The 22,383-nt window shown below is 39.1% G+C and carries 23 protein-coding genes; 14 read left to right on the plus strand and 9 right to left on the minus strand.

What is annotated here, in order from left to right; translation table 11 throughout:
* Positions 1-12 precede the first annotated feature (12 nt).
* Positions 13-1,485 (minus strand): betaine-aldehyde dehydrogenase, encoded by a 1,473-nt coding sequence (betB, locus tag RMB03_RS19975; protein ID WP_311077347.1) that lies wholly within the window; start codon positions 1,483-1,485, stop codon positions 13-15.
* On the minus strand, positions 1,478-2,101 hold the full coding sequence (gene betI / locus RMB03_RS19980) for a transcriptional regulator BetI (RefSeq protein WP_003653164.1): 624 nt from the start codon (positions 2,099-2,101) through the stop codon (positions 1,478-1,480). The genes betB and betI overlap by 8 nt, the downstream gene beginning before the upstream one ends.
* 265 nt (positions 2,102-2,366) lie before the next feature.
* On the opposite strand from betI, the gene RMB03_RS19985 reads away from it, so the two are divergent.
* The 4 genes from RMB03_RS19985 to RMB03_RS20000 all read left to right on the plus strand — a co-directional run bounded on the left by RMB03_RS19985 (position 2,367) and on the right by RMB03_RS20000 (position 7,571).
* Complete coding sequence (locus RMB03_RS19985; protein ID WP_311077348.1) at positions 2,367-3,989, plus strand: BCCT family transporter; 1,623 nt, start codon at positions 2,367-2,369, stop codon at positions 3,987-3,989.
* Between the two features lie 122 nt (positions 3,990-4,111).
* Positions 4,112-6,178, plus strand: coding sequence for a choline transporter (locus RMB03_RS19990; protein ID WP_311077349.1), 2,067 nt, complete (start codon positions 4,112-4,114; stop codon positions 6,176-6,178).
* An 11-nt stretch (positions 6,179-6,189) separates the two neighbouring features.
* Positions 6,190-6,804 (plus strand): MarC family protein, encoded by a 615-nt coding sequence (locus RMB03_RS19995; protein WP_003653161.1) that lies wholly within the window; start codon positions 6,190-6,192, stop codon positions 6,802-6,804.
* Positions 6,805-7,055: 251 nt separating this feature from the next.
* Positions 7,056-7,571: an acyl-CoA thioesterase gene (locus tag RMB03_RS20000; protein ID WP_003653152.1), complete on the plus strand. Its 516-nt coding sequence runs from the start codon at positions 7,056-7,058 to the stop codon at positions 7,569-7,571.
* Positions 7,572-7,685: 114 nt separating this feature from the next.
* On the opposite strand, the gene RMB03_RS20005 is transcribed toward RMB03_RS20000, so the two are convergent.
* Complete coding sequence (locus RMB03_RS20005; protein ID WP_311077350.1) at positions 7,686-7,877, minus strand: hypothetical protein; 192 nt, start codon at positions 7,875-7,877, stop codon at positions 7,686-7,688.
* Positions 7,878-8,372: 495 nt separating this feature from the next.
* Between RMB03_RS20005 and RMB03_RS20010 the strand changes: the two genes are divergently transcribed.
* Positions 8,373-9,371 (plus strand): GTP-binding protein, encoded by a 999-nt coding sequence (locus RMB03_RS20010; protein ID WP_311077351.1) that lies wholly within the window; start codon positions 8,373-8,375, stop codon positions 9,369-9,371.
* A 43-nt stretch (positions 9,372-9,414) separates the two neighbouring features.
* Here RMB03_RS20010 and dctA read toward each other — a convergent pair whose 3' ends face one another.
* Entirely contained in the window at positions 9,415-10,677 is a 1,263-nt protein-coding gene (dctA, locus tag RMB03_RS20015) for a C4-dicarboxylate transporter DctA (RefSeq protein WP_005042354.1), read from the minus strand.
* 187 nt (positions 10,678-10,864) lie between these two features.
* Here dctA and RMB03_RS20020 point away from each other — a divergent pair, with 187 nt between their 5' ends.
* The 5 genes from RMB03_RS20020 to pgaD all read left to right on the plus strand — a co-directional run bounded on the left by RMB03_RS20020 (position 10,865) and on the right by pgaD (position 15,837).
* Positions 10,865-11,395 carry a YaeQ family protein gene (locus RMB03_RS20020; RefSeq protein WP_311077352.1) on the plus strand — a complete coding sequence of 177 codons (531 nt, stop codon included), beginning with the start codon at positions 10,865-10,867 and terminating at the stop codon, positions 11,393-11,395.
* Between the two features lie 86 nt (positions 11,396-11,481).
* Complete coding sequence (locus RMB03_RS20025) at positions 11,482-11,820, plus strand: FKBP-type peptidyl-prolyl cis-trans isomerase (RefSeq protein ID WP_311077353.1); 339 nt, start codon at positions 11,482-11,484, stop codon at positions 11,818-11,820.
* A gap of 244 nt (positions 11,821-12,064) precedes the next feature.
* On the plus strand, positions 12,065-14,059 hold the full coding sequence (gene pgaB, locus RMB03_RS20030; RefSeq protein ID WP_311077354.1) for a poly-beta-1,6-N-acetyl-D-glucosamine N-deacetylase PgaB: 1,995 nt from the start codon (positions 12,065-12,067) through the stop codon (positions 14,057-14,059).
* Between the two features lie 13 nt (positions 14,060-14,072).
* The gene (gene pgaC / locus RMB03_RS20035; protein WP_045434669.1) at positions 14,073-15,329 is read left to right on the plus strand and encodes a poly-beta-1,6-N-acetyl-D-glucosamine synthase; all 1,257 of its coding nucleotides are present in this window, start codon (positions 14,073-14,075) and stop codon (positions 15,327-15,329) included.
* A gap of 88 nt (positions 15,330-15,417) precedes the next feature.
* Positions 15,418-15,837, plus strand: coding sequence for a poly-beta-1,6-N-acetyl-D-glucosamine biosynthesis protein PgaD (gene pgaD / locus RMB03_RS20040; protein WP_198078936.1), 420 nt, complete (start codon positions 15,418-15,420; stop codon positions 15,835-15,837).
* Positions 15,838-15,880: 43 nt separating this feature from the next.
* On the opposite strand, the gene RMB03_RS20045 is transcribed toward pgaD, so the two are convergent.
* The 4 genes from RMB03_RS20045 to RMB03_RS20060 all read right to left on the minus strand — a co-directional run bounded on the left by RMB03_RS20045 (position 15,881) and on the right by RMB03_RS20060 (position 19,316).
* On the minus strand, positions 15,881-16,441 hold the full coding sequence (locus tag RMB03_RS20045; RefSeq protein ID WP_045125101.1) for a TetR/AcrR family transcriptional regulator: 561 nt from the start codon (positions 16,439-16,441) through the stop codon (positions 15,881-15,883).
* Between the two features lie 22 nt (positions 16,442-16,463).
* Positions 16,464-17,348: an alpha/beta fold hydrolase gene (locus tag RMB03_RS20050; RefSeq protein ID WP_311077355.1), complete on the minus strand. Its 885-nt coding sequence runs from the start codon at positions 17,346-17,348 to the stop codon at positions 16,464-16,466.
* Positions 17,349-17,387: 39 nt separating this feature from the next.
* Positions 17,388-18,176, minus strand: coding sequence for a crotonase/enoyl-CoA hydratase family protein (locus RMB03_RS20055; protein WP_311077356.1), 789 nt, complete (start codon positions 18,174-18,176; stop codon positions 17,388-17,390).
* Between the two features lie 195 nt (positions 18,177-18,371).
* Positions 18,372-19,316, minus strand: a complete 945-nt coding sequence (locus tag RMB03_RS20060; protein ID WP_311077357.1) for a DMT family transporter — start codon at positions 19,314-19,316, stop codon at positions 18,372-18,374.
* A gap of 402 nt (positions 19,317-19,718) precedes the next feature.
* Between RMB03_RS20060 and pnuC the strand changes: the two genes are divergently transcribed.
* Both pnuC and RMB03_RS20070 read left to right on the plus strand, forming a co-directional pair.
* The gene (pnuC, locus tag RMB03_RS20065; protein WP_003653131.1) at positions 19,719-20,300 is read left to right on the plus strand and encodes a nicotinamide riboside transporter PnuC; all 582 of its coding nucleotides are present in this window, start codon (positions 19,719-19,721) and stop codon (positions 20,298-20,300) included.
* Positions 20,301-20,314: 14 nt separating this feature from the next.
* Positions 20,315-20,614 (plus strand): hypothetical protein, encoded by a 300-nt coding sequence (locus RMB03_RS20070; RefSeq protein WP_311077358.1) that lies wholly within the window; start codon positions 20,315-20,317, stop codon positions 20,612-20,614.
* Positions 20,615-20,660: 46 nt separating this feature from the next.
* Here the strand turns inward: RMB03_RS20070 and RMB03_RS20075 are convergent, their stop codons facing one another.
* Entirely contained in the window at positions 20,661-21,473 is an 813-nt protein-coding gene (locus RMB03_RS20075) for an IclR family transcriptional regulator (RefSeq protein ID WP_003653128.1), read from the minus strand.
* A gap of 273 nt (positions 21,474-21,746) precedes the next feature.
* On the opposite strand from RMB03_RS20075, the gene RMB03_RS20080 reads away from it, so the two are divergent.
* Both RMB03_RS20080 and RMB03_RS20085 read left to right on the plus strand, forming a co-directional pair.
* Positions 21,747-22,052 (plus strand): non-heme iron oxygenase ferredoxin subunit, encoded by a 306-nt coding sequence (locus RMB03_RS20080; protein WP_003653126.1) that lies wholly within the window; start codon positions 21,747-21,749, stop codon positions 22,050-22,052.
* A gap of 27 nt (positions 22,053-22,079) precedes the next feature.
* Positions 22,080-22,379 (plus strand): recombinase-like helix-turn-helix domain-containing protein, encoded by a 300-nt coding sequence (locus RMB03_RS20085; RefSeq protein ID WP_003653124.1) that lies wholly within the window; start codon positions 22,080-22,082, stop codon positions 22,377-22,379.
* Positions 22,380-22,383: the final 4 nt, after the last annotated feature.

The raw sequence follows: 22,383 nt of genomic DNA on the forward strand, positions 1-22,383 counted from the left end.
GCAATTGAGGCATTAAAAAATGCTTTGATAATCGCCAAGTTCAACTTGAATAGATTTGATACGGGTATAGTGTCCAAGTGTGGTCAAGCCATTTTCACGGCCCACGCCAGATTGTTTGTAGCCACCCACTGGCATTTCGGCAGGCGATTCGCCCCACGTGTTAATCCAGCAAATACCAGCTTCAATCTGGTGAATAATGCGATGAGCGCGGCTAATATCTTGAGTGACAACGCCAGCAGCTAAACCAAAGGTTGTGTCATTAGCACGACGAATCACTTCTTTTTCAGTCTCGTAGCTTAAGATGCTCATGACTGGTCCAAAAATTTCTTCTTGAACAATTGCCATTTGGTCATTGCAGTCGCTAAATACCGTCGGTAGTATATAAGCGCCTTTAGCAAGGTCACCTTCTGTTGCACGTCCACCACCAATTAAGACTTTAGCGCCTTGTTGTTTGCCTGACTCAATGAAAGACAGAACTTTTTCCATATGAGGGAAGCTGGTGAGTGGACCGAAGTTGGTTTCTTCAGCCATTGGGTCACCAATGCGAATACGTTTTACACGCTCTACAACGGCTTTTTCAAAATCGGCTAAAAGAGATTTTGGAACAAAAACACGTGTACCGTTGGTACAAACTTGGCCTGAACTAAAGAAGTTCGCCATGACAGCAATATCTGCTGCGCGATTAAGGTCGGCATCTTCACAAATAATCAGTGGAGACTTACCACCAAGTTCCATGGTCACTTCTTTAAGTGTAGAACCAGCCGCGCTTGCCATGACTTTTTTGCCAGTTTCAACTCCACCTGTAAATGAGATTTTCTCAATTACTGGATGTTCAGTGAGCCACTGACCAATTTCACGACCTGGCCCTTGAACTACGTTGAATACGCCGTCTGGTAAGCCAGCTTCTGTATAGATTTCTGCAAGTTTGAATGCAGTAAGAGGGGTGGTTTCACTAGGTTTGAAAATCATGGCATTGCCGGCAGCAAGGGCAGGGGCAGATTTCCATAAAGCGATTTGAATTGGATAGTTCCAGGCACCAATACCTGCAACCACGCCTAAAGGTTCACGGCGTGTATAAAAGAAACTTGATTCGCGAAGCGGAACTTGTTCACCCTGAATGGCAGTTGCAAGTCCTGCATAGTATTCGAGTACATCTGCACCAGTCACAATGTCGACTGTAGATGTTTCGCTGTAGGCTTTACCAGTGTCTAGTGTTTCAAGACGGGCAAGTTCATCATTACGGTCACGTAAAATGTCGACTGCGCGACGTAAAATACGAGAGCGTTCCATGGCAGTCATGGCAGCCCAGATTTTTTGTCCTTGTTGTGCACTTTGTACAGCAGCTTCAATATCTTGTTCAGATGCTTGCTGAAGAGTTGCGATCGTCTCGCCGTTGGCAGGGTTAATACTATTAAATGTTTTACCACTGGTTGCTTTAACGTAGCGTCCATGGATATACAGTTGTTGAACTTGTACATCACTCATTTTGTCTCTCCTGCAAAGGCTTATTCGCAAATTGCACTTGCGTTTGTACATAATCGTAAGCAATGGAACGGGCAAGATTGCTGTCAAATTCGTTATGACGGCTTAAACTGCCTCGTAACCATAATCCATCAATCAATGCTGCCAACCCTCTAGCGGCAACACTGGCCTGTTGCTCATTCATTAACTTGAGAAAATAAAATTTCAAGTTGGAGTACAGGCGTTGATCATTAATCTTTTGCAAGCGGCTTAAGTCTGGTACATGCATACTTGCAGACCAAAAGTCTAACCAGACCCGCATTGCTTTTTCATTGACCTGACTAATGTCAAAGTTAGAGTCGATAATCGCCTTAATCTGGCTCTCTGGATGCGAATCTGCTTCTGCTCTGTACTGTTCGGTTTTATGACGCAGAACATTCAGCATTTCTTGCATACAGGTATTTATCAACCCTTGTTTGTCGCCAAAATAATGGCTGACAATGCCGGTCGACAACTCGGCTTTTTTTGCAATTTGTGCAATGGTGGTATTGGATAACCCCACTTCATAAATTACGTCGAGTGCGGCATTCATAATTTCTTCACGTCGCACGTGCTCTGGTTTTACTCTGCGTTTTGTCATGTTTTTCCACATCAGCACTTTTAGTGGTGCTTTAAATTCAGCATGTTAACTTGCAGAGCATCATAGCACTTTTTTTATCATACTTGTTATTGATTGAACGTTCAATCAATAACAAGTATGATATGTAAAAATCAATGAATTTTTGAAGATTACCACTAGGAATAAAGAGGTAAAATCGAAGATTCTTAAGGATAGGATGATGCGCATAAGTACATTACTTATCACGTTATTTTGAGAAAATACACCGATTGCAAGGAGCAATAAGATGGTGTTGAAAAGTGATAAATATTCTTCAGACCATATTCGGTTAAATCATTTTGTATTTTGGAGTTCGGCCATCAGTATTGGCATTTTTGGCCTACTTTTTGTGCTGTTTCCAGAAAAAAGTCAGTTTTGGTTGACCTATATACAAGAGCAAGTAAATCACTTTTTCGGGTGGTATTACATGTTGGTTATTGTGCTGTGCTTGGGCTTTGTGGCTTGGCTCGCTTTTTCAAAAGTAGGGCAGATTCCCTTAGGAAAAGACGACGACAAACCCGAGTTTACTTATTTGGCATGGACTTCAATGCTGTTCTCGGCAGGGATTGGTATTGCCTTACTTTACTATGGTGTTGCCGAACCTGTTGATCACTTCTTGAAACCACCAGAAGGTGAGGCCGGAACCATTCAAGCTGCCCGAAATGCCATGACCTATAGCTTTTTGCATTGGGGGATTCATGGCTGGGTACTCTATGCATTGCTTGGAGTCACTCTAGGTTATTTCGCTTTTAGACAAGACTTGCCCTTAGCATTACGTTCAGCGCTTTATCCAATTTTTGGAGAGCGTGTTCATGGCTTAGTGGGAGATTTTGTTGATGGTTTTGGAATTTTAGCAACGGTTATTTCCTTGGTCACCAATTTAGGAATTGGTGCTCTGGTACTCGTATCTGGCATTTGCTATTTACTTCCCCAAATTCCTGATAACTCTGTGACCTTAATTACTGCTGTTCTGGTCATGATGTTTGTTGCCACGATTACGACAGTGGTCGGCATCGAAAAAGGTCTGGCATGGTTATCTCGTATTAATTTACGTCTACTGTATGCCTTACTTTTATTTGTATTTTTAACAGGTCCTACAAATCATTTATTAAATGGTCTTGTGCAAAATACGGGTGATTATCTAAGCAATTTTATTGGTAAAAGCTTTGATATGTATTTATACAACCAGAAGGCAAGTGGTTGGTTAGGTTCGTGGACAGTATTTTATTGGGCATGGTGGATTGCTTGGGCACCTTTTGTAGGGATGTTTATTGCCCGTATTTCAAAAGGACGTACAATTCGAGAAGTTATTCTGGGTGTATGCCTGATTCCATTAGGCTTTACGCTGGCTTGGATCTCGGTTTTTGGAAATACGGCAATTTACTTTATCTTGAACCAAAAACAGAAAGTTTTGGGTGATATGGTCTTAACTGATCCGTCATTATCTTTATTTAAGCTACTCGAATATCTACCATTTAATCCTTATGTTGCTGGCATTGTTGTTGTAATTTGTTTCGTTTTATTTTTGACACCAGTTGGCTCTGGTACACTAATGATCGCTAATTTGTCCTCAAAAGGGGGCACCAATGATAGTGATTCACCGATCTGGTTACGCGTCTTTTGGTCTGTGGTAATTACCATTGTAAGTATTGGCTTGTTACTAGCCGGTAGTTTTAACTCCATGCAAAGCGCTGTGGTGTTATGTGGTTTACCATTTTCAGTCATTATTTTGCTTTATATGTTTGGCTTAGCCAAAGCGTTAAAGCAAGATGATTTTGACCCTCAATTAGTGAAAAAGCAGTTAGCTGTTTCAAAAGACATTTCGGTCCCATCGAACTGTGACCAGAATAAAGTGACTGAGGTTTTATAACCTCAACCGATCACATCTATATATTATTTTTTTGCGTTTAAAGTCGTCTTTTCATTGTTTTAACTAAGAGTGAAAAGACGAAATTAAATATTTTGTTTTTATTTTTATTCCTTGAGGATTGTATGGCAACAGATAATCCAAGAGCAGTTGATGATTTAACATTATCTAAATCTAAAAAAGACCCGCTCAACCGTGTGGTTTTTTATTTTTCAGCTGTACTTATTTTAATTTTTTCTCTCGTCACGTTTTTGTTCAACGATTTTTCAAACCGAATCATGAACACCGTACTTCAGTGGGTAACTTCAACCTTTGGTTGGTATTACTTGCTTGCCGCAACACTTTACATGGCGTTTGTGATTTTTATTGCCTGTTCAAGATATGGCAGTATTAAATTAGGACCTAAGCATTCAAAACCTGAGTTTAGTTTACTCAGTTGGTCTGCCATGCTGTTTTCGGCCGGTATCGGTATCGATTTAATGTTCTTCTCGGTCGCTGAGCCTTTATCTCATTATATGCAACCGCCAGTAGGTGCAGCTCAGACTTATGAAGCTGCACGTCAAAGTATGGTCTGGACATTGTTCCACTATGGTTTAACTGGTTGGTGTATGTATGCCTTGATTGGCATGTCATTGGGATATTTTAGCTATCGTTATAATCTGCCGCTTACCATTCGCTCTGCACTCTACCCAATTTTTGGTCAAAGAATTAATGGTGTAATCGGGCATAGTGTTGATACGGCTGCCGTTATCGGGACAATTTTTGGTATTGCGACCACCTGTGGGATTGGCGTAGTACAGCTGAACTATGGTTTACATGTTTTATTAGGACTGCCAGAGAATATCTGGATGCAGTTTGGCCTGATTGCCATCGCAGTTGGTATTAGTATTATTTCGGTGACATCAGGCGTTAATAAAGGCCTGCGGATTCTATCTGAAATCAATATTTATGTTTCGATTGGCCTTTTACTGTTTATCTTGTTCTTGGGAAATACTGAGTTTTTACTCAATGCCCTTGTTCAAAATGTTGGTGATTACTTAAGTCGTTTCCCGTCTTTGGCCTTACAAAGTTTTGCGTTTGAACAGCCTAAAGAGTGGATGAGTAGCTGGACTTTATTCTTCTGGGCATGGTGGATTGCGTGGTCTCCATTTGTAGGACTTTTTCTGGCGCGTATCTCAAGAGGGCGTACCATTCGTGAGTTTGTGTCTGGTACTTTAATTATCCCACTTTTATTTACGATCACGTGGTTATCTATTTTTGGTAATAGTGCGTTGCACAGCGTTATTTTTGAAGGGAACCAAACCTTAGCTGCTACTGTGTTGGCGAATCCGGCTCATGGTTTTTATGATTTGTTAGCACAATATCCAGGCTTTACGTTTATTGCTTCAATTGCCACCGTAACAGGGCTTTTGTTTTATGTGACTTCTGCCGATTCGGGAGCGCTGGTTCTAGGGAACTTCACCACCAAGTTAACGCATATTGATAATGATGCTCCGCGTTGGTTGAGTGTGTTTTGGGCAATTGCTATTGGTTTACTCACACTGGCAATGCTGATGACCAACGGGATTACGGCTTTGCAAAACGCAACCATCATTATGGGATTGCCGTTTAGTTTTGTGATGTTCCTTGTCATGGCAGGACTTTATAAATCGCTAAGACTTGAAGATTACAGGCAGGCCAGCCGCAGCATGAATGCAGCTCCAGTGGTTGGTAATGTTGATATTTTGAATTGGAAGCAGCGTTTAACCCGAGTGATGCATCATCCGGGAACCACTGAAACTCTGCGCATGTTGGACACTGTCTGCCGACCAGCAGTTCAGGCCGTTGCTGATGAACTTATTAAGCAGGGAATGAATGTGGATGTGCAGCAAACGCTACTCGAAGATGAAGACACGCTTTACCATCTCGACTTCACAATTCATTTGGAAGAAGAACAAAACTTTGTTTACCAGATCTGGCCTGTACGCTATAGCGCACCGAATTTCAGTCAACGTGTGAAACGGGGTAAACAGTTCTATTACCGACTTGAAACGTATCTTTATGATGGCTCTCAAGATAACGACCTCGTTGGTTACGGTAAGGAACAGGTTATTAATGACATTTTAGATAAATATGAAAGACATATGACGTTCTTACATATTAATCGTATTAGCCCAGGGAACCGACCTTTGTTCCCAGATCCACAAGCTTAAGAGGACAATGCATGGCTTCTCCTTATCTACATTCTTTTGCTTTATTTTTCTCTTTGCTCAATCCATTTTTAATGAGCATTTATATGATTGGCCTAATCCGCCATTCAGAAACAAAGGTGTTTAATAAAGCACTAATTCAGGGAAGCTTGATTGCTTTTGTCGTGTTCATGCTATTTGCATGGGGCGGCGAAACAATTTTTAGTAAATATCTGAATGTACGTTTTGAAGCCTTCCAGATTTTTGGAGGCCTTATCTTTTTGGTCATTGGCTATCGCTATGTTTTTCAGGGTGCCGATACGATTGGTGAAATGCGTGGAGCGCCAGAACATCTGGCTGGCACCATTGCAATGCCATTTATGATTGGTCCGGGAACCATCAGTGCTGCTGTGGTTACAGGCATTGAAATGTCAATTGGTGAGGCAGCCCTAGTGATTGCTTTCACCTTGTTTTTAACCTGTAGTATTTTGATTTTGATGAAATTTTCACATGATCATTTACGCTATAAACATGCCAAGCATATCGACCGTTATTTCGATATTGTGGGACGTTTATCTGCTTTATTAATCGGAACGATCGCCATTGATATGATTATTAATGGTGTGACAGGCGTTATTACTAAAGTATAGCGAGTGATCTGTAAGACCCTGCTATGCCATTAAGCGTGGAAAAAATGGCATAGCATGTTCTATAAAACTTTAAAATAAATAATGCAGCTATAAAAAATAACTTTAAAAATAATGCTTTAAAAAATTAGATTTTAAAAAACAATCAGAGATATTAAAAAATACAATGCCATGTTGTGGATTTAATCATGTTTTTTTTGTGAATTATCAACCATAATGTTGACTGAGCTTGTTTTAAGACACAGAGTTGAGCTATGCCTACATTAGATGAAATAACCACAGCAACTGATGATCAGTCTGAATTGACGATGTCAGTTTTGATGACGCCTGATATGGCAAATTTTTCAGGTAATGTTCATGGTGGTACGATTCTAAAATTACTAGACCAAGTCGCTTACGCTTGTGCGAGTCGTTATTCGGGTGGCTACGTGGTGACTTTATCTGTAGATAAGGTGAATTTTAAAGAACCTATTTATGTAGGTGAGCTGGTAACCTTCTTGGCAAGTGTTAACCATGTAGGCCGTACTTCAATGGAAGTGGGAATACGCGTTGAAGCCCAAAATATCCAGAAGCGTACAGTGCGCCATACCAATAGCTGTTATTTCACCATGGTTGCTGTTGATGAACAGAGCAAGCCATGTGAAGTGCCTCAATTAAATCTAAATACTGAGTGGAAACGTTGCCGCTTTGAAGCAGCCGAGCACCGTAAGGTTTTACGTCTACAAGAAAATCACAACCCATCTTGTAGTATGTATAAGAAATCTTCTTAAAAAAAAGGATCGAACCGCAGCATGGTTCGATCCTTTTCTTCTTTACTGAAATTCAGCATCCATTTTTCATTTCAGTAAAATTATCTCTGAGCTTGGAGGAGAGTGCTGAGAGAATTAACGAGCTGCAGGAGCAGCTTCAGAAGCAGAACCTACAGCATCAGATGCAGCGTTTGCTTGTTCTTGAGTTGAAACAACAACTTTCTCTTCACCAGCAGTGCTGTGTGCTTGTTCATGTTTAGAAGCAGCGAAAGTTGATACTGCAGTTAAAGCTAAAGTTGTTGCAAGTAGAGTCTTAGCTAATTTCATTTTATGGCATCCTTAAATTCATTAAAAAAGTAAATCAAACCTAATCGTTCATACCTACACGAAACGTATATGGCTGAATGACTAAGCTAGGACACATGCTAAGCCGAGCTTGGGATTACATCAATTAACTTAACAATCTATTACGCCTATCTTAACAATATGAAATATACGGACCGTTTATGTGCGGAATCTGTAAAGTTAACCGGCTTAAATACACCTTAAAATGTGTAAAAATATTTCTTATTGAGTGAAAAAAAACCAATTGTGTTACGTAAACCTAACACTCTGGCATGAATTGTGAATGTGCATAAATAGAATATTCCGTTTGAATTGTAGTTATCTAAAGTTAATTTAGATTTTAAATGAGATGTAATTCTCATTTTTGGTTTGTTAAGTAAAAATTAAAAAATCATCGGCCAAGTTTAAAAATCATTTACATGACAAAAAAGAGTGATATACCTAAAATGTTTTAGACCGTTCCAATTTGAGTGACTCGTGAAATTTATTGCCCAAAAAACTGTTCCTACCCATATTATTTCCGGTTTTTTAGGGGCGGGAAAAACCACGTTATTGCAGCATTTATTAAGTCAGAAGCCTAAAGATGAGGTCTGGGCTGTATTAATGAATGAGTTTGGGCAAATTGGAGTAGATCAACAACTCTTACCTCAAGATGAGGGATATGCAGTCAGAGAATTATTAGGTGGTTGCTTATGTTGTAGCAGTCAATTGCCTATGCATATTGCTTTAGCTCGTCTATTGAGTGAACAAAAGCCAGACCGACTATTTATTGAACCGACTGGTCTTGGGCATCCTTCGCAGTTATTTGATCAACTGACTGAACCGCATTGGCAAAGTAGTTTAGCCATGCGAGCATTAGTCACAGTTGTAGATGGTAGCCGTTTGCATGATACAAACTGGGTAAAGCAAAACCTTTATGAAGATCAGTTAAAAGCTGCCCAAATTGTGGTGGTGTCACATACTGATGTGATGACTTTTGAAGATGATCAGGCACTTGGGTTATTAAAAGAAGAATATCAGCCTTATCAACAAGAGTGGATTAAAACTGAACATGGTCAGTTAGCCTTAAATAAAATTGATGTGGCTGCTCGTTTAACCGAACGCTCTATTCAACCTTTACTTAAACTTCAAAAACAAATGACTGAAACTGAGGTCGTGAAAGAAATTCAGCAGTTACCTTATCATTATGTCGAGTCGGCACAAGGTTATATTGTTGCGGGTTGGAAATTGCCTAAACGCTGGAAGTTTGAGTTTTATGCTTTGCTCGATGTGTTATGTGCACAAAAAGATTGGCTGCGAATTAAGGGAATTTTTAATACGGATCAAGGTTGGAAAACCTTTAACTTTAATCCGCAGCAATTTAATTATAAGTCTGGCGAAGAGGGAATTGATAACCGGATTGAAATGATTAGCCAACATGAACACGATTGGTTGGCATTTGAAACAGATTTGTTGAATTGCCGAATTGAAGACTAGAGAACATTGAGAAAAAGATGATTCAATGTTCTCTAGAACGGATTTAAGGTTTGGTATTTAGCACGGCTTTAGCTTGAGCATGGTCAATATCTTTTTCCCAATGCGCAATCACTACGGCCGCAACACAGTTACCAATCAAGTTGGTGCAGGCACGAATAATGCCAATGAACCAGTCGACTGAAAGTAGAAGTACTAGACCAATCGCAGGTAGGCTTGGAATAACAGAAAGCGTGGCTGCAAGAATAACTAAAGCTGAGCCGGGAATACCGTGTGCACCTTTAGAAGTAATGAGCGAAACTAATAAAATAGCCAACAAGTCGTGCGTAGATAAATCAATATTGCAGGCTTGTGCAATAAAAATAACAGCTAAAGTTAAGTAAATTGAGAATCCATCTAGGTTAAAGGAATAACCAGTTGGAATAACCAGTCCTACAGTTGAATCTTTAATTCCCAAATTTTTAAGCTTTTTCATAATTTGAGGAAGAACAGAGTCAGAAGATGCTGTACCTAAAACAATGGCTAATTCATCTTTAAAATAAGCCACAAATTTGAAGATGTTGAGACCGGCAAGTTTTAAAATTGAACCTAAAACAATAACGACAAATAAAATGCAGGTTGCATAAAACAGTAAAACTAAATAACCCAATTGTAGAAGTGAATCTAAACCAAATTTGGCAGTGGTATAGGCCACTGATCCGAACACACCAATAGGCGCTAAACGAATAATCAGTCCCATAATTTTAAAGAAGACTTCAGAAAAAGCTTCCAAAGCCTGACGTACCAGCTCTGCCAAATGTTTAGGAATTAAAAGTAGTGCTACACCAAATAAAATAGCGATTAATAAAACTTGTAAAATATCGCCGTTTGCAAAAGCAGCCGTGAAGGTTTTTGGAATAATATTGAGCAGAAATTCCGAACCTGTGTGCATTTCATGTGCACGTTCGGTATAGGTGCTTAAATCTTTTGCATCTAAATGGCTGATATCGATGTTCATGCCAACGCCAGGTTTAAATACATAGGCCACAATAATGCCTAAAACTAAAGCAATACTGGTGACCACTTCAAAATACAGAATGGTTTTTGCACCGACTTTGCCCATTTTTTTGATGTCATTTGCACCATAAATACCGAGTACAACCACACAAAACACAATTGGTGCAATCAGCATCTTAATTAAAGAAATAAAACCATCACCCAATGGCTTTAAAGATAGGGAGAAATCATGAAAACCAGCTCCAACTGCAACACCAAGAAAGAGAGCACAAAGAACCTGTAAAAATAAACTACGCTTGAGCTTTTGCCACATAAGTCATCAATTTTCGGAAGAGGAGAATATCTCTTTTAAGCAAAAAGCCAGCCAACTCTAAAATAAGTGGAGCGTTTTGGAAGAATATGCAAATTTCACCATCGTGATGTTTTGCATTACTCAGTTTTTTTATAATTTTTAGCTAAAATCGAGTATCCTTAGCGCCAAATTTTGGAACATATTAATCATGGCGCTTAAAGCAACAATTTATAAGGCAGACTTGAATATTGCGAATATGGATGACCATATTTATGGTGATTACCAACTGACGCTTGCCTTGCATCCTTCTGAAACATTAGAACGATTAATGGTTCGTTTAATGGCCTTTGCCCGTTTTGCAAGTGATGAGCTTGAGTTTACAAAAGATCTTTTTGAAACTGATGAACCAGCGTTATGGCAAAAAGATTTAACGGGTCAGTTAGAAACATGGATTGAAGTGGGCTTACCTTCGGAAGATAAAGTTAAAAAAGCGAGTGCACGCTGTAAAACAGTTGCGATTGTTGTGTATGGCACACAAGTCGAAGAGTGGTGGAAGAGAAATAGCAAAATTAAAACGTTAAGTAACGTTCAGGTTTGGCAAATTGCCCCTCAAAGCACAGCTGAGCTAGAACAACTGTGTGAACGTACCATGCAGCTACAGTTAAATGTGATGGATACAGAGTGGACTCTTTTAGGTGAAAAGGGTCAGGCAAATGTCGTGTGGACACAGTTACAGTAAAATAGAAAAGCGCAACAAATTCTACAGATTCAATTGGTACACTAAGTACCAGTTGCTATTTAAAGATTCTGTTTAAGGGGTAAACCATGTCAAATGAATTAGAAATTATCGATTTAAAAGTAGGTGAAGGTAAAGAAGCGGTTAAAGGCGCTTTGATTACGACTCACTATACAGGTTGGTTAGAAGACGGTACAAAATTTGACTCTTCAATTGACCGCGGTAATTATTTTGAATGCGTGATTGGAACAGGCCGTGTCATTAAAGGCTGGGACCAAGGCATTATGGGAATGAAAGTTGGCGGTAAACGTAAATTAATCGTGCCTGCTCATTTAGCATATGGTGAGCGTAAAATGGGTAAGATTATTCCAGCCAATTCTAATTTAATTTTTGAAATTGAATTGTTTGATGTCAAAACCCGTGGCTAGCGAAAAACTTAAAGCCCTTTAGGGGGCTTTCTTGTTTATATGAGCTTTAAATATAAATACATTCATAATTTATATTTTAGCTTTTTGAATATTTAAGCTTATTTTCAGGTTATTTGATTATAAATGCTGACTGAAAAACTGTTCATTTGTGGGCAGGATGATATTAAGACCAAATTTCAGAAATTTTGCGTCTTAACATCAAATTTCACATAAATAATCTATATTGTTATTGAGACGCTATTTCATGACTATCCGCTTTGCATCTCCTTTGTTGAATCTTACGCTTGGATTAGCCCTTACTGGTATGTCTGGTATGGCATTGGCTAAACCACAAAAAATTGATGCTTCAACACTTACGGTCATTGGCTATCATGAAATTACTGATACAAAAAATGCAATGATTCCTGAGTATGCGGTCACGACTCAACAATTTACACAGCACGTTGAATGGTTGCAAAAGAATGGTTTCCATTTTATTACCGTTGATCAATTAATTCGTGCGCATCAAGGTAAATATCAACTGCCGACTAAGCCAGTATTATTGACCGTAGATGATGGTTATCAGTCTTTTTATCAAAATGCATATCCTGTTATTAAGGCAAAAAAGATTCCGGTTGTTTTGGCCGTAGTCGGTTCATGGTTAGAACCAAAAGCTGGCCAAAAAGTTGACTTCTCTGGCGAAGAAATCTCTCGCGATAAGATCTTGAGCTGGAATGAGCTTAAAGAGATGCAAGACAGCGGTTTAGTCGAAATCGCCAATCACAGCTATCATTTGCATCGTGGTATTACAGGAAACCCGCAAGGCAACTCTGAACCTGCTGCGACCACACGTTTTTATGATGTTAAAACACAAACATATGAGAACGATGCACAATATCAGGCACGAATTTATAACGACCTGAAAAAGAATAATGACTTATTAAAAGCGCATGGCTTACGTTCACCACGTATTATGGTGTGGCCATATGGTCGCTATAATATGCAAACTGTTCAAATTGCAAAAAAATTGGGCATGCCAGTGACCATTACGCTTGATGATGGGGCAGACCATGCAAAACAATCTCTACAAAATATGAGCCGTATTTTGGTAGAAGGCGGAATGACAACTGATGATTTAGCTCAGGAAATCAAAAACCGTGAATTAAATTTAACGGATAATAATCGTCCGCAAAAAATCATGCATATTGATCTGGACTATATTTATGACCCAGACCCGAAACAGCAAGAACGTAATTTAGGGCACTTGTTAGATCGAATTAATGGCATGGGTGTAAATACAGTTTATTTACAGGCATTTTCAGATCCAGATGCGAATGGTTCTGCTGATATGGTTTATTTCCCAAACCGTCATATTCCAATGCGTGCAGACTTATTTAACCGTGTTGCATGGCAAATTCAAACGCGTACATCTGTAAGCCGTATTTATGCATGGATGCCGTTATTGGCGTGGGAACTACCAAAAACTGATCCTGTTTCTAAGGACTTGGTGGTGACTCAGCAGGAAAAAACAGGTGAACACCTTAATATGGGGTATATCCGTTTAAGTCCATTCTCAGCCGATGCACGTCAAACGATTCGTGAAATTTATCAGGATTTAGCTAAATCAACGCCATTTAATGGCCTCTTGTTCCATGATGACGTGACATTATCTGATTATGAAGATGCAAGCCCTGATGCTTTAAAAGCCTATGCGAAACAAGGCTTACCAACAGATTTAGCAAAAATCCGTGAAAACGATCAAGACTTGCAAAAGTGGACTGCATATAAGACAAAATATCTAGATGATTTTGCGATGCAACTCGTTGATGACGTGCGACAATATGAACCGTTCTTGATGACTGCACGCAATTTATATGCTCAAGTTGCTTTAAAACCATATGCGGAAAATTGGTACTCTCAATCTCTTGAAGAGTCATTAAAGCGTTATGATTTTACAGCTATTATGGCAATGCCTTATATGGAACAGGTCGATAATGCTGATCAATTCTATAAAGATATGGTTGATCGGGTAAAACAATACCCGAATGGCATCAAGAAAACTGTTTTTGAATTACAGGCAACCGACTGGCGTAAAAACGAAAAGGTACCTTCAGCTGAAATGGCAGCAACAATTCATTCTCTTTATCAGCAAGGTGTAATGCATGTCGGTTATTACCCAGATGACCCAATTAAAGATCATCCGGATGTTGACGTAATGCATAAAGCATTTGCTGAAAAATCATCTCGTCTTGTGCCGTAGTCGGGGCTGAAACATGACAATCTTTGCTGCAATATGGTCGCATGCCTTAAAATTCGTTTTTTATTATCCGTTATTCATGTCGTATTTATGGATGATGGGGGCGATCATTTTCTATTGGAAAGAACGTCAGGCTCCGCCTTACGATCAACCAGCTCCATTAGAAAGTTATCCAAAAGTCGCTGTATTAGTTCCTTGTTTTAATGAAGGGGATAATGCAGAAGAAACCATTAGCCATGCTTTAAAACTGGATTATCCTCATTTTGAAGTCATCGCGATTAATGATGGTAGCTCAGACAATACCGGCGAAGTACTCGACCGTTTAGCTGAACAACATGAAAAACTGCGTGTTGTTCATTTGGCTCAAAACCAAGGTAAAGCCATGGGGTTGCAAGCCGGAAGCTTAATGACCGATGCCGAGTTTTTAATTGGTATTGATGGTGATGCTTTACTTGATCCACATGCAGCAAAGTGGATGATTCGTCATTTTCTTGAAAATCCGACTGTTGCAGCGGTGACAGGAAACCCGCGTATCCGCACTCGCTCAACTTTATTAGGGCGTATTCAGGTCGGTGAGTTTTCTTCGATTGTAGGCATGATTAAACGTGCACAACGTACCTTTGGTCGCTTGTTTACTGTATCAGGCGTGATTACCGCTTTTCGTAAAAGCGCCGTTCACCAAGTCGACTATTGGTCACCCAATATGTTGACTGAAGATATCGATATTACTTGGAAATTACAGCGTGCAGGTTGGGATATTGAGTTTGAACCGAATGCCTTGGTTTGGATTTTAATGCCTGAAACCTTAAATGGGTTGTGGAAACAACGTTTACGCTGGGCAATGGGTGGCGCACAAGTATTAATTAAAAATATTGATGTGTTCACCAAACCAAAATTGAATTTTTTATGGCCTTTAATGTTTGAGCTTTGCTTAACATTAGTCTGGTCATATTTAATGCTAGCGATGGCTTTATTGTGGTTGGCACATTTTATTTTACCAGTACCAGCACTAGCCGTTGTGAGCTCTCCATTTTTACCGTATGGTAGCGGTATTTTATTGGGGGCAACTTGTCTAATTCAGTTTGCTTTAAGCAAATGGATGGATAGTCGTTATGAACCAAACCTAGGAAAAAATTATTTCTGGATGATTTGGTACCCGCTAGTCTTTTGGTTAATTACGATTTCGGCAACCATTGTGGCATTTCCAAAAGTCTTACGACGTGGAGATGAGAAACGAGCACGTTGGGTGAGCCCGGATCGGGGCATTCGTTAGATGAAATGCAAGAGTCATGAGATTTTAAAGATCGTGCTGTATTGATGTCTGGGGAAAAAGCACAGCACTCCGTTAGGTAAAGAGAGAAATGAAGACAGATTCGTTGATTATTGATTTACGCCGTCAATTACCATGGCATAAACGCTATGCTTCTACAACAAGCACAGCCATGATGTGGGCGGTTTGGTTGTTGTTGTGGCGTCCGTTCGTGTTTGTATGGCTATTGGTTGAACTACAAAAAACTCATTTGGTACACCGCTTATTTAGTGCCTTTGGTGTAGGAATTGAGCATGGTCTTACAGCATTAATTGCTTGTGCAATTTGTTTATTGTTGTGGAGCCATGTGCTACCTGAGCGTCGTGTCGGTGGTAATGCGCTTAAAATGAAACAGACTGATGATTATGCACGCTATTTTGATTTACCTGAACATGAAATTGAGCAGGGACGTAGCCAAAAAATTACAGTCGTTCACCACGATGAACTAGGAAAAATCGTTAGAGTTGAATAAGCCTGATTAAAAAATAAAGCCCACTTCAAGTGGGCTTTATTTTTTATGAACTGAGAAATCCAAGAATACGTTGTTTGACTTGATTAATATAAAACTCATCATGGGTGACACGGTACATCAAGATCGCACCTTCATAATCAGCAATACTTTGTTTTGCTAAAATCTCTGCTTGATCTTGAGCAAGGCTCTTCGCAAAAATAGATTGGATTGCACGTTGCCAGTCCTCAAAAATGCTGCGTATTTTGGCTAAAATTTTAGGTGAGCCATATGCTGCTTCCATAGAAATGATACCTATTAAGCAGCCGTTAACACCTTGTGTAAAAAAATGAATAGCACGCTCATGCATTTGCTCAAACCGTTCAATGGCTGAGAGTTCGGACTTTACCGTATTTCCAAATAAAGAATGAATCAAATACTGATGAGTGCTATTGAGCACTTCAAGCAATAGTGCTTCCTTGTTGGGATAATAATAATAAAAAGAAGCTTTGGTTAGGCCGCAAGCCTTTGCCAGCATGTCCATACTGGTGCCTGCGTAACCATAGGTTTTAAACTGCAAAGCACAGTGCTTGAGCAAGTCTTCTTTCGCAAGTTTTTGCGGTCTCATCTTAAATTATCCAAAATATAAATCAGGCTTGTACCAAATCATCAAAAGTAGTACGGATTTTACTCCAGATCTGTTCAGCATCTTTTTTAAAGTAGCCCATATGCCCAATTTTTTTCATAGAAACATCTTGAGGTTGAAGGCTGATATATGTGACCGGAGCTTGTCGATAATGCTGCATAAATGCACGACAAGAAGCGGGTAAAGCCCAATCATCATCAAGTGCCGATACTGCATAAATTGGTGTTTTGACAGAAGCATATTGTTCAATTAAATGTTGCTGTTCTGGGTCAGCAAAAAAATACTTAGGATTTTTACACCATTTACGCCACTGTTTATAAACATTTAGAGGTAAATCAGAACCCATATTAAATTTGCTCCAAGGCAAATAACCTGTCACAGCAACGATAGGTGGAAACACAATATTCCACACCACTTGAACTTTAAAACGTTCTTTAAGCGGCATATAGCCGTGCCAGCCAGCCCCAGTGCCAAACGTGTAGCAGGCCAATAATTTATCATGATTAGGTAATAGCCCTAGTGCATGACCGCCGTAAGAGTGACCCACCATTAAAAGAGGTAGGGGTTCTTGTGATAAATATTCGATAGCACCTGCTAAGTCATATTGTCCCCAGTCTAAATAAGACATATCAAATCCTTTTAAAGATTTTGGACTCGATTTCCCCACACCTCGATAATCAAAGGTGAATACTTGATAACCATATTGCGTCATATATTCAGCAAAGCGACGGTAAAATTCATGTGGGACGCCCGTTGCTCCAGCAACGACAATATTGGCTTTAGCTGCTGTCATCGTAAAGTAGCGAGTGCCCTTGAGTTGATAGCCATCTAAAGCTGGAAATTGTACATTTTGGCTAAGCTGATCATTAGTGTGAGTTGCTAATTGCATTGCTTTTCTCTTTATTTTTCTTGCTTGATTAATTAAGCCTTATTTACCTTTAAAAACAGGAGGTCTTTTTTGCAACATGGCAAAAACTCCTTCTTGTACATCTTCAGTTTTTAGTAGCGGATGGAGATGACTCTGTAACTGGCTAAATGCAGCTTGATAACCTTCATTGATGGCTTCACGTGCTGAAGCTAGGGTAGCTTTAACCGCTAGAGGAGCCGCTTGAGCGATATGTTCAGCTAACTCGATGGCACGGTTGAGCTCCGTACCTTCAGGGCATATTTCTGTAATCAGGTTCATATCCAAGGCGGCTTTTGCATCAAAAGGGTCACCTGTCAGTAAATAGCGCATGGCCTTGGCCCAACCCGCGGCTTGTGTAAAGCGTGCTGTTGCCCCACCAAAAGGTAAGATGCCGCGCTGAACTTCCATTTGTGCAAACTGAGTGTTTTCACTTGCTAAAGCAATGTCTGCATTTAGAAAGAGTTCAATCCCAGCGGTATAACAATAGCCTTGTACTGCAACAATTAAAGGTTTACTCAGTTTTCGACCCACAGTCCCCCAAGGGTTTACTTCTTCATCACTAAAATCAAAAACACCTGTAGCAAGCTTAGGTTGTAACTCTACGAGATCTAAACCAGCAGTAAAATGGTCACCATGGGCAAATATTACTGCACAGCGCAGCTCATCATTATTTTCATATTCGGTGAGCGCTAGTGATAAATCTTTAATCAGGTGGCTATCAAAGGCATTACGTTTTGCTGCCCGATCTAGTCCAATTAAAAAAATATGTCCGCGAGTTTCACGGCTAACTTTTCCTTCTTGATTTGACATGTCGTGATGTCCTTTATTTGTCTTTAATAAGTTTTTAAACGATCGTTAGAAAACTGTCAAATACAATTTATAGACTACTTCGTAAACAAAAATAGAAGCAAGGATCAAAATAAAACTAAACTTTTATTCTTAAGATTAATATAAATATGAGGGGGGAAATAACCTGATGAGTGGCCTCAATCAGGTTATAAAACATTATGTTGGATGACGTGAATACATCAGTAATCCTAAGCATAACAGCGTTAAACCTAAAATAAGATGTGAGCTGAGCTGTTCATGGTTGAACCATGTTCCCCAAAATGTAGCTAAAACTGGGGTAATAATGGTAATGAGTAATACAGTGGTCGGTTGTAGGACTTTGATGAGTTGATAATAGAAAATCATGGCAAGCACAGATGAAAAGACTGCACTGTAGAGCACCGCTATTGAAATTTTAAGGCTCGGAAATTCAGTTGGAAGATGTGACCAAAAGAAAGGTAACAGGCATATATAACCGACCCATGAAACAAGAGTAGCACCTGTCATTTGTGTAATTGGCGGAATATGTGCTCCGACAGATTTTACAGCAAAAGTCGACAATACATAAAAAAGCATCGCAATCAGCTCTAACATAATGCCAATGCGGTTGAGCTGAAAACCTGATGAAGACAGTCCTAAAGTAAAGCCCATCCCGATAAGAGCGATACCCAGCCCAAGCCACTGCCATGCTGAAAAACGTTCACGTCCTAATAAAAAAGAGCTGATGAGTCCAGACACTAACGGAGAAGTCCCGTAAATAATTGAAATAATGGCAGAGGGGACTTTATCTGCGCCCATATAGCAAAAGGCCATAGAACCAAATAAGCCAATGGCTCCGGCACAATAACTTAAAATAGCTTTTTTACTAAAGATGAGTTTTAAACGAAAAAATCGTAGACAGAGTAAGGCAATTGGAATCGCCAAACTGAATCGAATAAATAACCCCCATGCCCAGTGAATTTCTTGTACTGTCCAGACGGCCGCGAGAGGAGTAAGTGACCAAATAATGACGACAGCAATAAATTGGCCGGCTGTAGCAAGGCGAGTTGGAGTTAAAGAGGGTGCTACAGCCGGCTGAATCTGCGGGGTGGATATACTCTGTTGTTCAAATAATGGCTTCATATAAAGCTCCAGAAAGTTTGGTTTTTGTGTTTTAAAAGGGCATAAAAAAAGCCGCGTTTTATGGCGGCTTGTTATGAAAATCAGGGGGTATATTACAAATGGAATATCTTGATTTTCTCATCCAAAGCGCCAGATTGTCCAAAATAAGGACGTCGCCAATCGACCATAGAGACATTGACCTCTAAGGCATAGAATTGATGAACCAGACATAGATGGGCTTTAGACAAAAACATGATAAGTATATTAAAATATAGATGATATTTTTATAACACAGAAATAGAAAAGTACAAATTATATTCAAGCATGAACCACAGATTTTTTGATTTCAAATTAGCAGTTTGCTTAACCTGATATTTTTCTCATAATACCTCGTCGAATTGATCTCTATAAGAAGCTGTTCTTATGTCACCTTTAGAAATTTTTGCAGTCTTGATTAGCCTAATTGGAGTTGGATTAACTGTTATTAGGAACATGTGGTGTTGGCTGTTTAATTTCTTTGCCTTTGTTTTATATGCTTATTTGTTCTACGAATTTAAGCTTTATGGTGAAACGATTTTACAGTTCTTTTTCATGGTCGTAAATTTTTATGGTTTTTACTACTGGTTTAAGGGAAAGCAGCAAGATCACGACATTCGTATTGAACCGATTGCAGTTCAAAAAGCAATTTTTCAAATGATTATTGCGGCGGTAGGTGGCTTACTCTTTGGTTTGATTCTTAAAAACTTTACCGATGCAGCTGTGCCAATGCTCGATTCGCAACTTGCAGCGTTTAGTTTACTCGCAACCTATTGGACTAGTCGCAAGCATATTGCCACATGGGTACTTTGGGTGTTCGTTGATATTATTTATGTAGGCATGTTTATCTATAAAGATTTATTTTTAACAGCCGCTTTATATGCAGCCTTTGTTTTAATGGCAGCTTATGGCTGGTATCAATGGGAAAAGGTTAAAAAGAAACAGAATTTATCTTCTGAGCCGATTTAGTTTGGAGAATGGCCATGTTGTTGAGCTTAGATGGTTATAAACAGCAACAGTTTGATCAAATTGCCGCAAAAATAATGGCAGAGCCAGAAAAGTATTGTGAATTTAATTCAGTGTCAGATTTCTATAATGCTGAATGGCTCAAGGATTTTCCACAAGGCACTCAGATTTCTGCTACAGGGTTAGATGACGGTGCTGAAGAGTTTTATGCCGTTGTACAATTTAAACAGCAGTATTTAAAGTTTGATATTAAAGAAAACCATTCGGCACTTATTTTCCAAGATATGAATGGGAACGTATTTAAGCGTAATTTTTAATTTGTGAAATAAAATTGCAAAAAAAAGCGACTTAACGTCGCTTTTTTTAATAAATAAATTTTGAAATTTTGTTCGCTGTTTCAACGACTAGGCTTGCGATATCTTCTTTAAACGTTCTTTCATCATAAGTTGTAATTGGGCAACTCACAGAGATAACTGCTACCATTTTGCCATTTGACTGTTTAAAGATAGGTGCCGCACAGGCTGCCATATCATGATTATAATGACCCCAGCTCACCATCGTTTTTTGTGTTTTTACATAAACTAATCTTTGCAATAAGGTTTTTAAATTGGTTGGAGTCAGTTCAGAAAAACTATCCCAATCATCAAAGTTACGGTAACGCTGACGTACTTCAGTTTCAGGTAAATCAGACAATAACATTTGACCAATTACGGTTGCATGGGCAGGCCAGCGAGTACCTAAGCTAATGTTGCTCGTGAAGGTTCCCATCGACTGAATATTATTTACAAAGACAATATGTGTGCCTTCTAAAATAGAAAGATGCACGGCAAGTTTGGTTTGATCACGTAATTCTTTCATTAAAGGCGTCGATAAATCGAGCAATGAAAGTTTAGATAAACTGTTAAAACCTAATTCCATGACTTTTGAATCAAGTGCATAAGTTTTTTGAGAAGCTTTTCTTAAATAGCCACAAGATTCAAGTGTATAGATTAGACGAAATGCACTAGAACGGTTCACTTCTAAAATTTCAGCGATTTCTGTAATCGTCATTTCTTGTGCTTGTTGGTTAAATGCTTGCAAGATGGCTAAACCCCGTACAAGGCCGGGTACTAAATATCGATCATCATTTTTTGTTGTTTCTGATTCTTGCGAATCTTCTTCAATTGTTAGGCTCATTCGTGTCATTTTCCTATAAATAAAACAAGGTTCAATTTGGGGCATGCTGCTTTATTTTAGAACTATTGTAATTGTTAAAAATACATAAAACAATTTTTATATTTAAAACTTTGTTTCTTGTTTGAAACGTAACAAAATATTTAAATTTTATTAAACCAATGAATTATCTATTTATTTTTACTTTGACAAAAAATGATCAAGGGTATTATGCTTAGCTTGTGTTTTGAAAATCAAATTATGTTTTGTATATAAAACAAAATGAGGACGCAAGGTATGAGTTGGATCTCAATTTGTCAGCAGGGTGACGTTAGCGAAGATGAGCCGAAAGCCATCGAAATTGAAGGAAAGAAAATTGGCGTATTTTTCGTCGATGAAAATTACTTTGCGATTGAAAATGTTTGCCCTCATGCATATGCCTTATTAACCGAAGGATTTATCGAAGATCAAACTGTCGAATGTCCATTGCACGAAGCAATTTTTGACATTCAGACAGGTGAGCTAAAAAGTGGACCGGGATGTAGAAACCTATGTACGTACCCAGTTCGTGTTGAAGGACAAGATATTCAAATTCAACTCTAGTCCTCACAGGTACAAGGAAGCAGAACAATGAAGACATTTAATGAAAAGTTGGCTAGCTGGATTCATGCAACGCCAGCAACCGATGCAGGTATCAACAATATTCAAATTCCTGGTCAATCTGAATTGTTGGTTTGGCAAACACGTTATAAAGAACCAACCGTTTACGAACAAGACTTTGTAAAGAACTTGATTCAGGCATTTTCTGCGGGCGCAACAGCATTAGATGACGTTGTTTCTGCACTTAATCAGCAGGGTTTCCGCTGTGAATCTGGTGATGAATGGACTTCTGCGAGCTTTACAGAAGAAATGCAACGTTTAGGTTATTAATTCA

The organism is Acinetobacter sp. V91_7, assembly GCF_031799075.1.
Lineage (GTDB): Bacteria > Pseudomonadota > Gammaproteobacteria > Pseudomonadales > Moraxellaceae > Acinetobacter > Acinetobacter calcoaceticus.

Coding starts and splice junctions, on each gene's coding strand:
- betB (WP_311077347.1), bottom strand. CDS start 1,485: ATGAGTGATGTACAAGTTCAACAACTGTATATCCATGGACGCTACGTT.
- RMB03_RS20025 (WP_311077353.1), top strand. CDS start 11,482: ATGTCAAATGAATTAGAAATTATCGATTTAAAAGTAGGTGAAGGTAAA.
- RMB03_RS19990 (WP_311077349.1), top strand. CDS start 4,112: ATGGCAACAGATAATCCAAGAGCAGTTGATGATTTAACATTATCTAAA.
- RMB03_RS20005 (WP_311077350.1), bottom strand. CDS start 7,877: ATGAAATTAGCTAAGACTCTACTTGCAACAACTTTAGCTTTAACTGCA.
- RMB03_RS20070 (WP_311077358.1), top strand. CDS start 20,315: ATGTTGTTGAGCTTAGATGGTTATAAACAGCAACAGTTTGATCAAATT.
- RMB03_RS20085 (WP_003653124.1), top strand. CDS start 22,080: ATGAAGACATTTAATGAAAAGTTGGCTAGCTGGATTCATGCAACGCCA.
- pgaB (WP_311077354.1), top strand. CDS start 12,065: ATGACTATCCGCTTTGCATCTCCTTTGTTGAATCTTACGCTTGGATTA.
- RMB03_RS20050 (WP_311077355.1), bottom strand. CDS start 17,348: ATGCAATTAGCAACTCACACTAATGATCAGCTTAGCCAAAATGTACAA.
- betI (WP_003653164.1), bottom strand. CDS start 2,101: ATGACAAAACGCAGAGTAAAACCAGAGCACGTGCGACGTGAAGAAATT.
- dctA (WP_005042354.1), bottom strand. CDS start 10,677: ATGTGGCAAAAGCTCAAGCGTAGTTTATTTTTACAGGTTCTTTGTGCT.
- RMB03_RS20055 (WP_311077356.1), bottom strand. CDS start 18,176: ATGTCAAATCAAGAAGGAAAAGTTAGCCGTGAAACTCGCGGACATATT.
- pgaD (WP_198078936.1), top strand. CDS start 15,418: ATGAAGACAGATTCGTTGATTATTGATTTACGCCGTCAATTACCATGG.
- RMB03_RS20020 (WP_311077352.1), top strand. CDS start 10,865: ATGGCGCTTAAAGCAACAATTTATAAGGCAGACTTGAATATTGCGAAT.
- RMB03_RS20060 (WP_311077357.1), bottom strand. CDS start 19,316: ATGAAGCCATTATTTGAACAACAGAGTATATCCACCCCGCAGATTCAG.
- pnuC (WP_003653131.1), top strand. CDS start 19,719: ATGTCACCTTTAGAAATTTTTGCAGTCTTGATTAGCCTAATTGGAGTT.
- pgaC (WP_045434669.1), top strand. CDS start 14,073: ATGACAATCTTTGCTGCAATATGGTCGCATGCCTTAAAATTCGTTTTT.
- RMB03_RS20080 (WP_003653126.1), top strand. CDS start 21,747: ATGAGTTGGATCTCAATTTGTCAGCAGGGTGACGTTAGCGAAGATGAG.
- RMB03_RS19995 (WP_003653161.1), top strand. CDS start 6,190: ATGGCTTCTCCTTATCTACATTCTTTTGCTTTATTTTTCTCTTTGCTC.
- RMB03_RS20000 (WP_003653152.1), top strand. CDS start 7,056: ATGCCTACATTAGATGAAATAACCACAGCAACTGATGATCAGTCTGAA.
- RMB03_RS20075 (WP_003653128.1), bottom strand. CDS start 21,473: ATGAGCCTAACAATTGAAGAAGATTCGCAAGAATCAGAAACAACAAAA.
- RMB03_RS20045 (WP_045125101.1), bottom strand. CDS start 16,441: ATGAGACCGCAAAAACTTGCGAAAGAAGACTTGCTCAAGCACTGTGCT.
- RMB03_RS19985 (WP_311077348.1), top strand. CDS start 2,367: ATGGTGTTGAAAAGTGATAAATATTCTTCAGACCATATTCGGTTAAAT.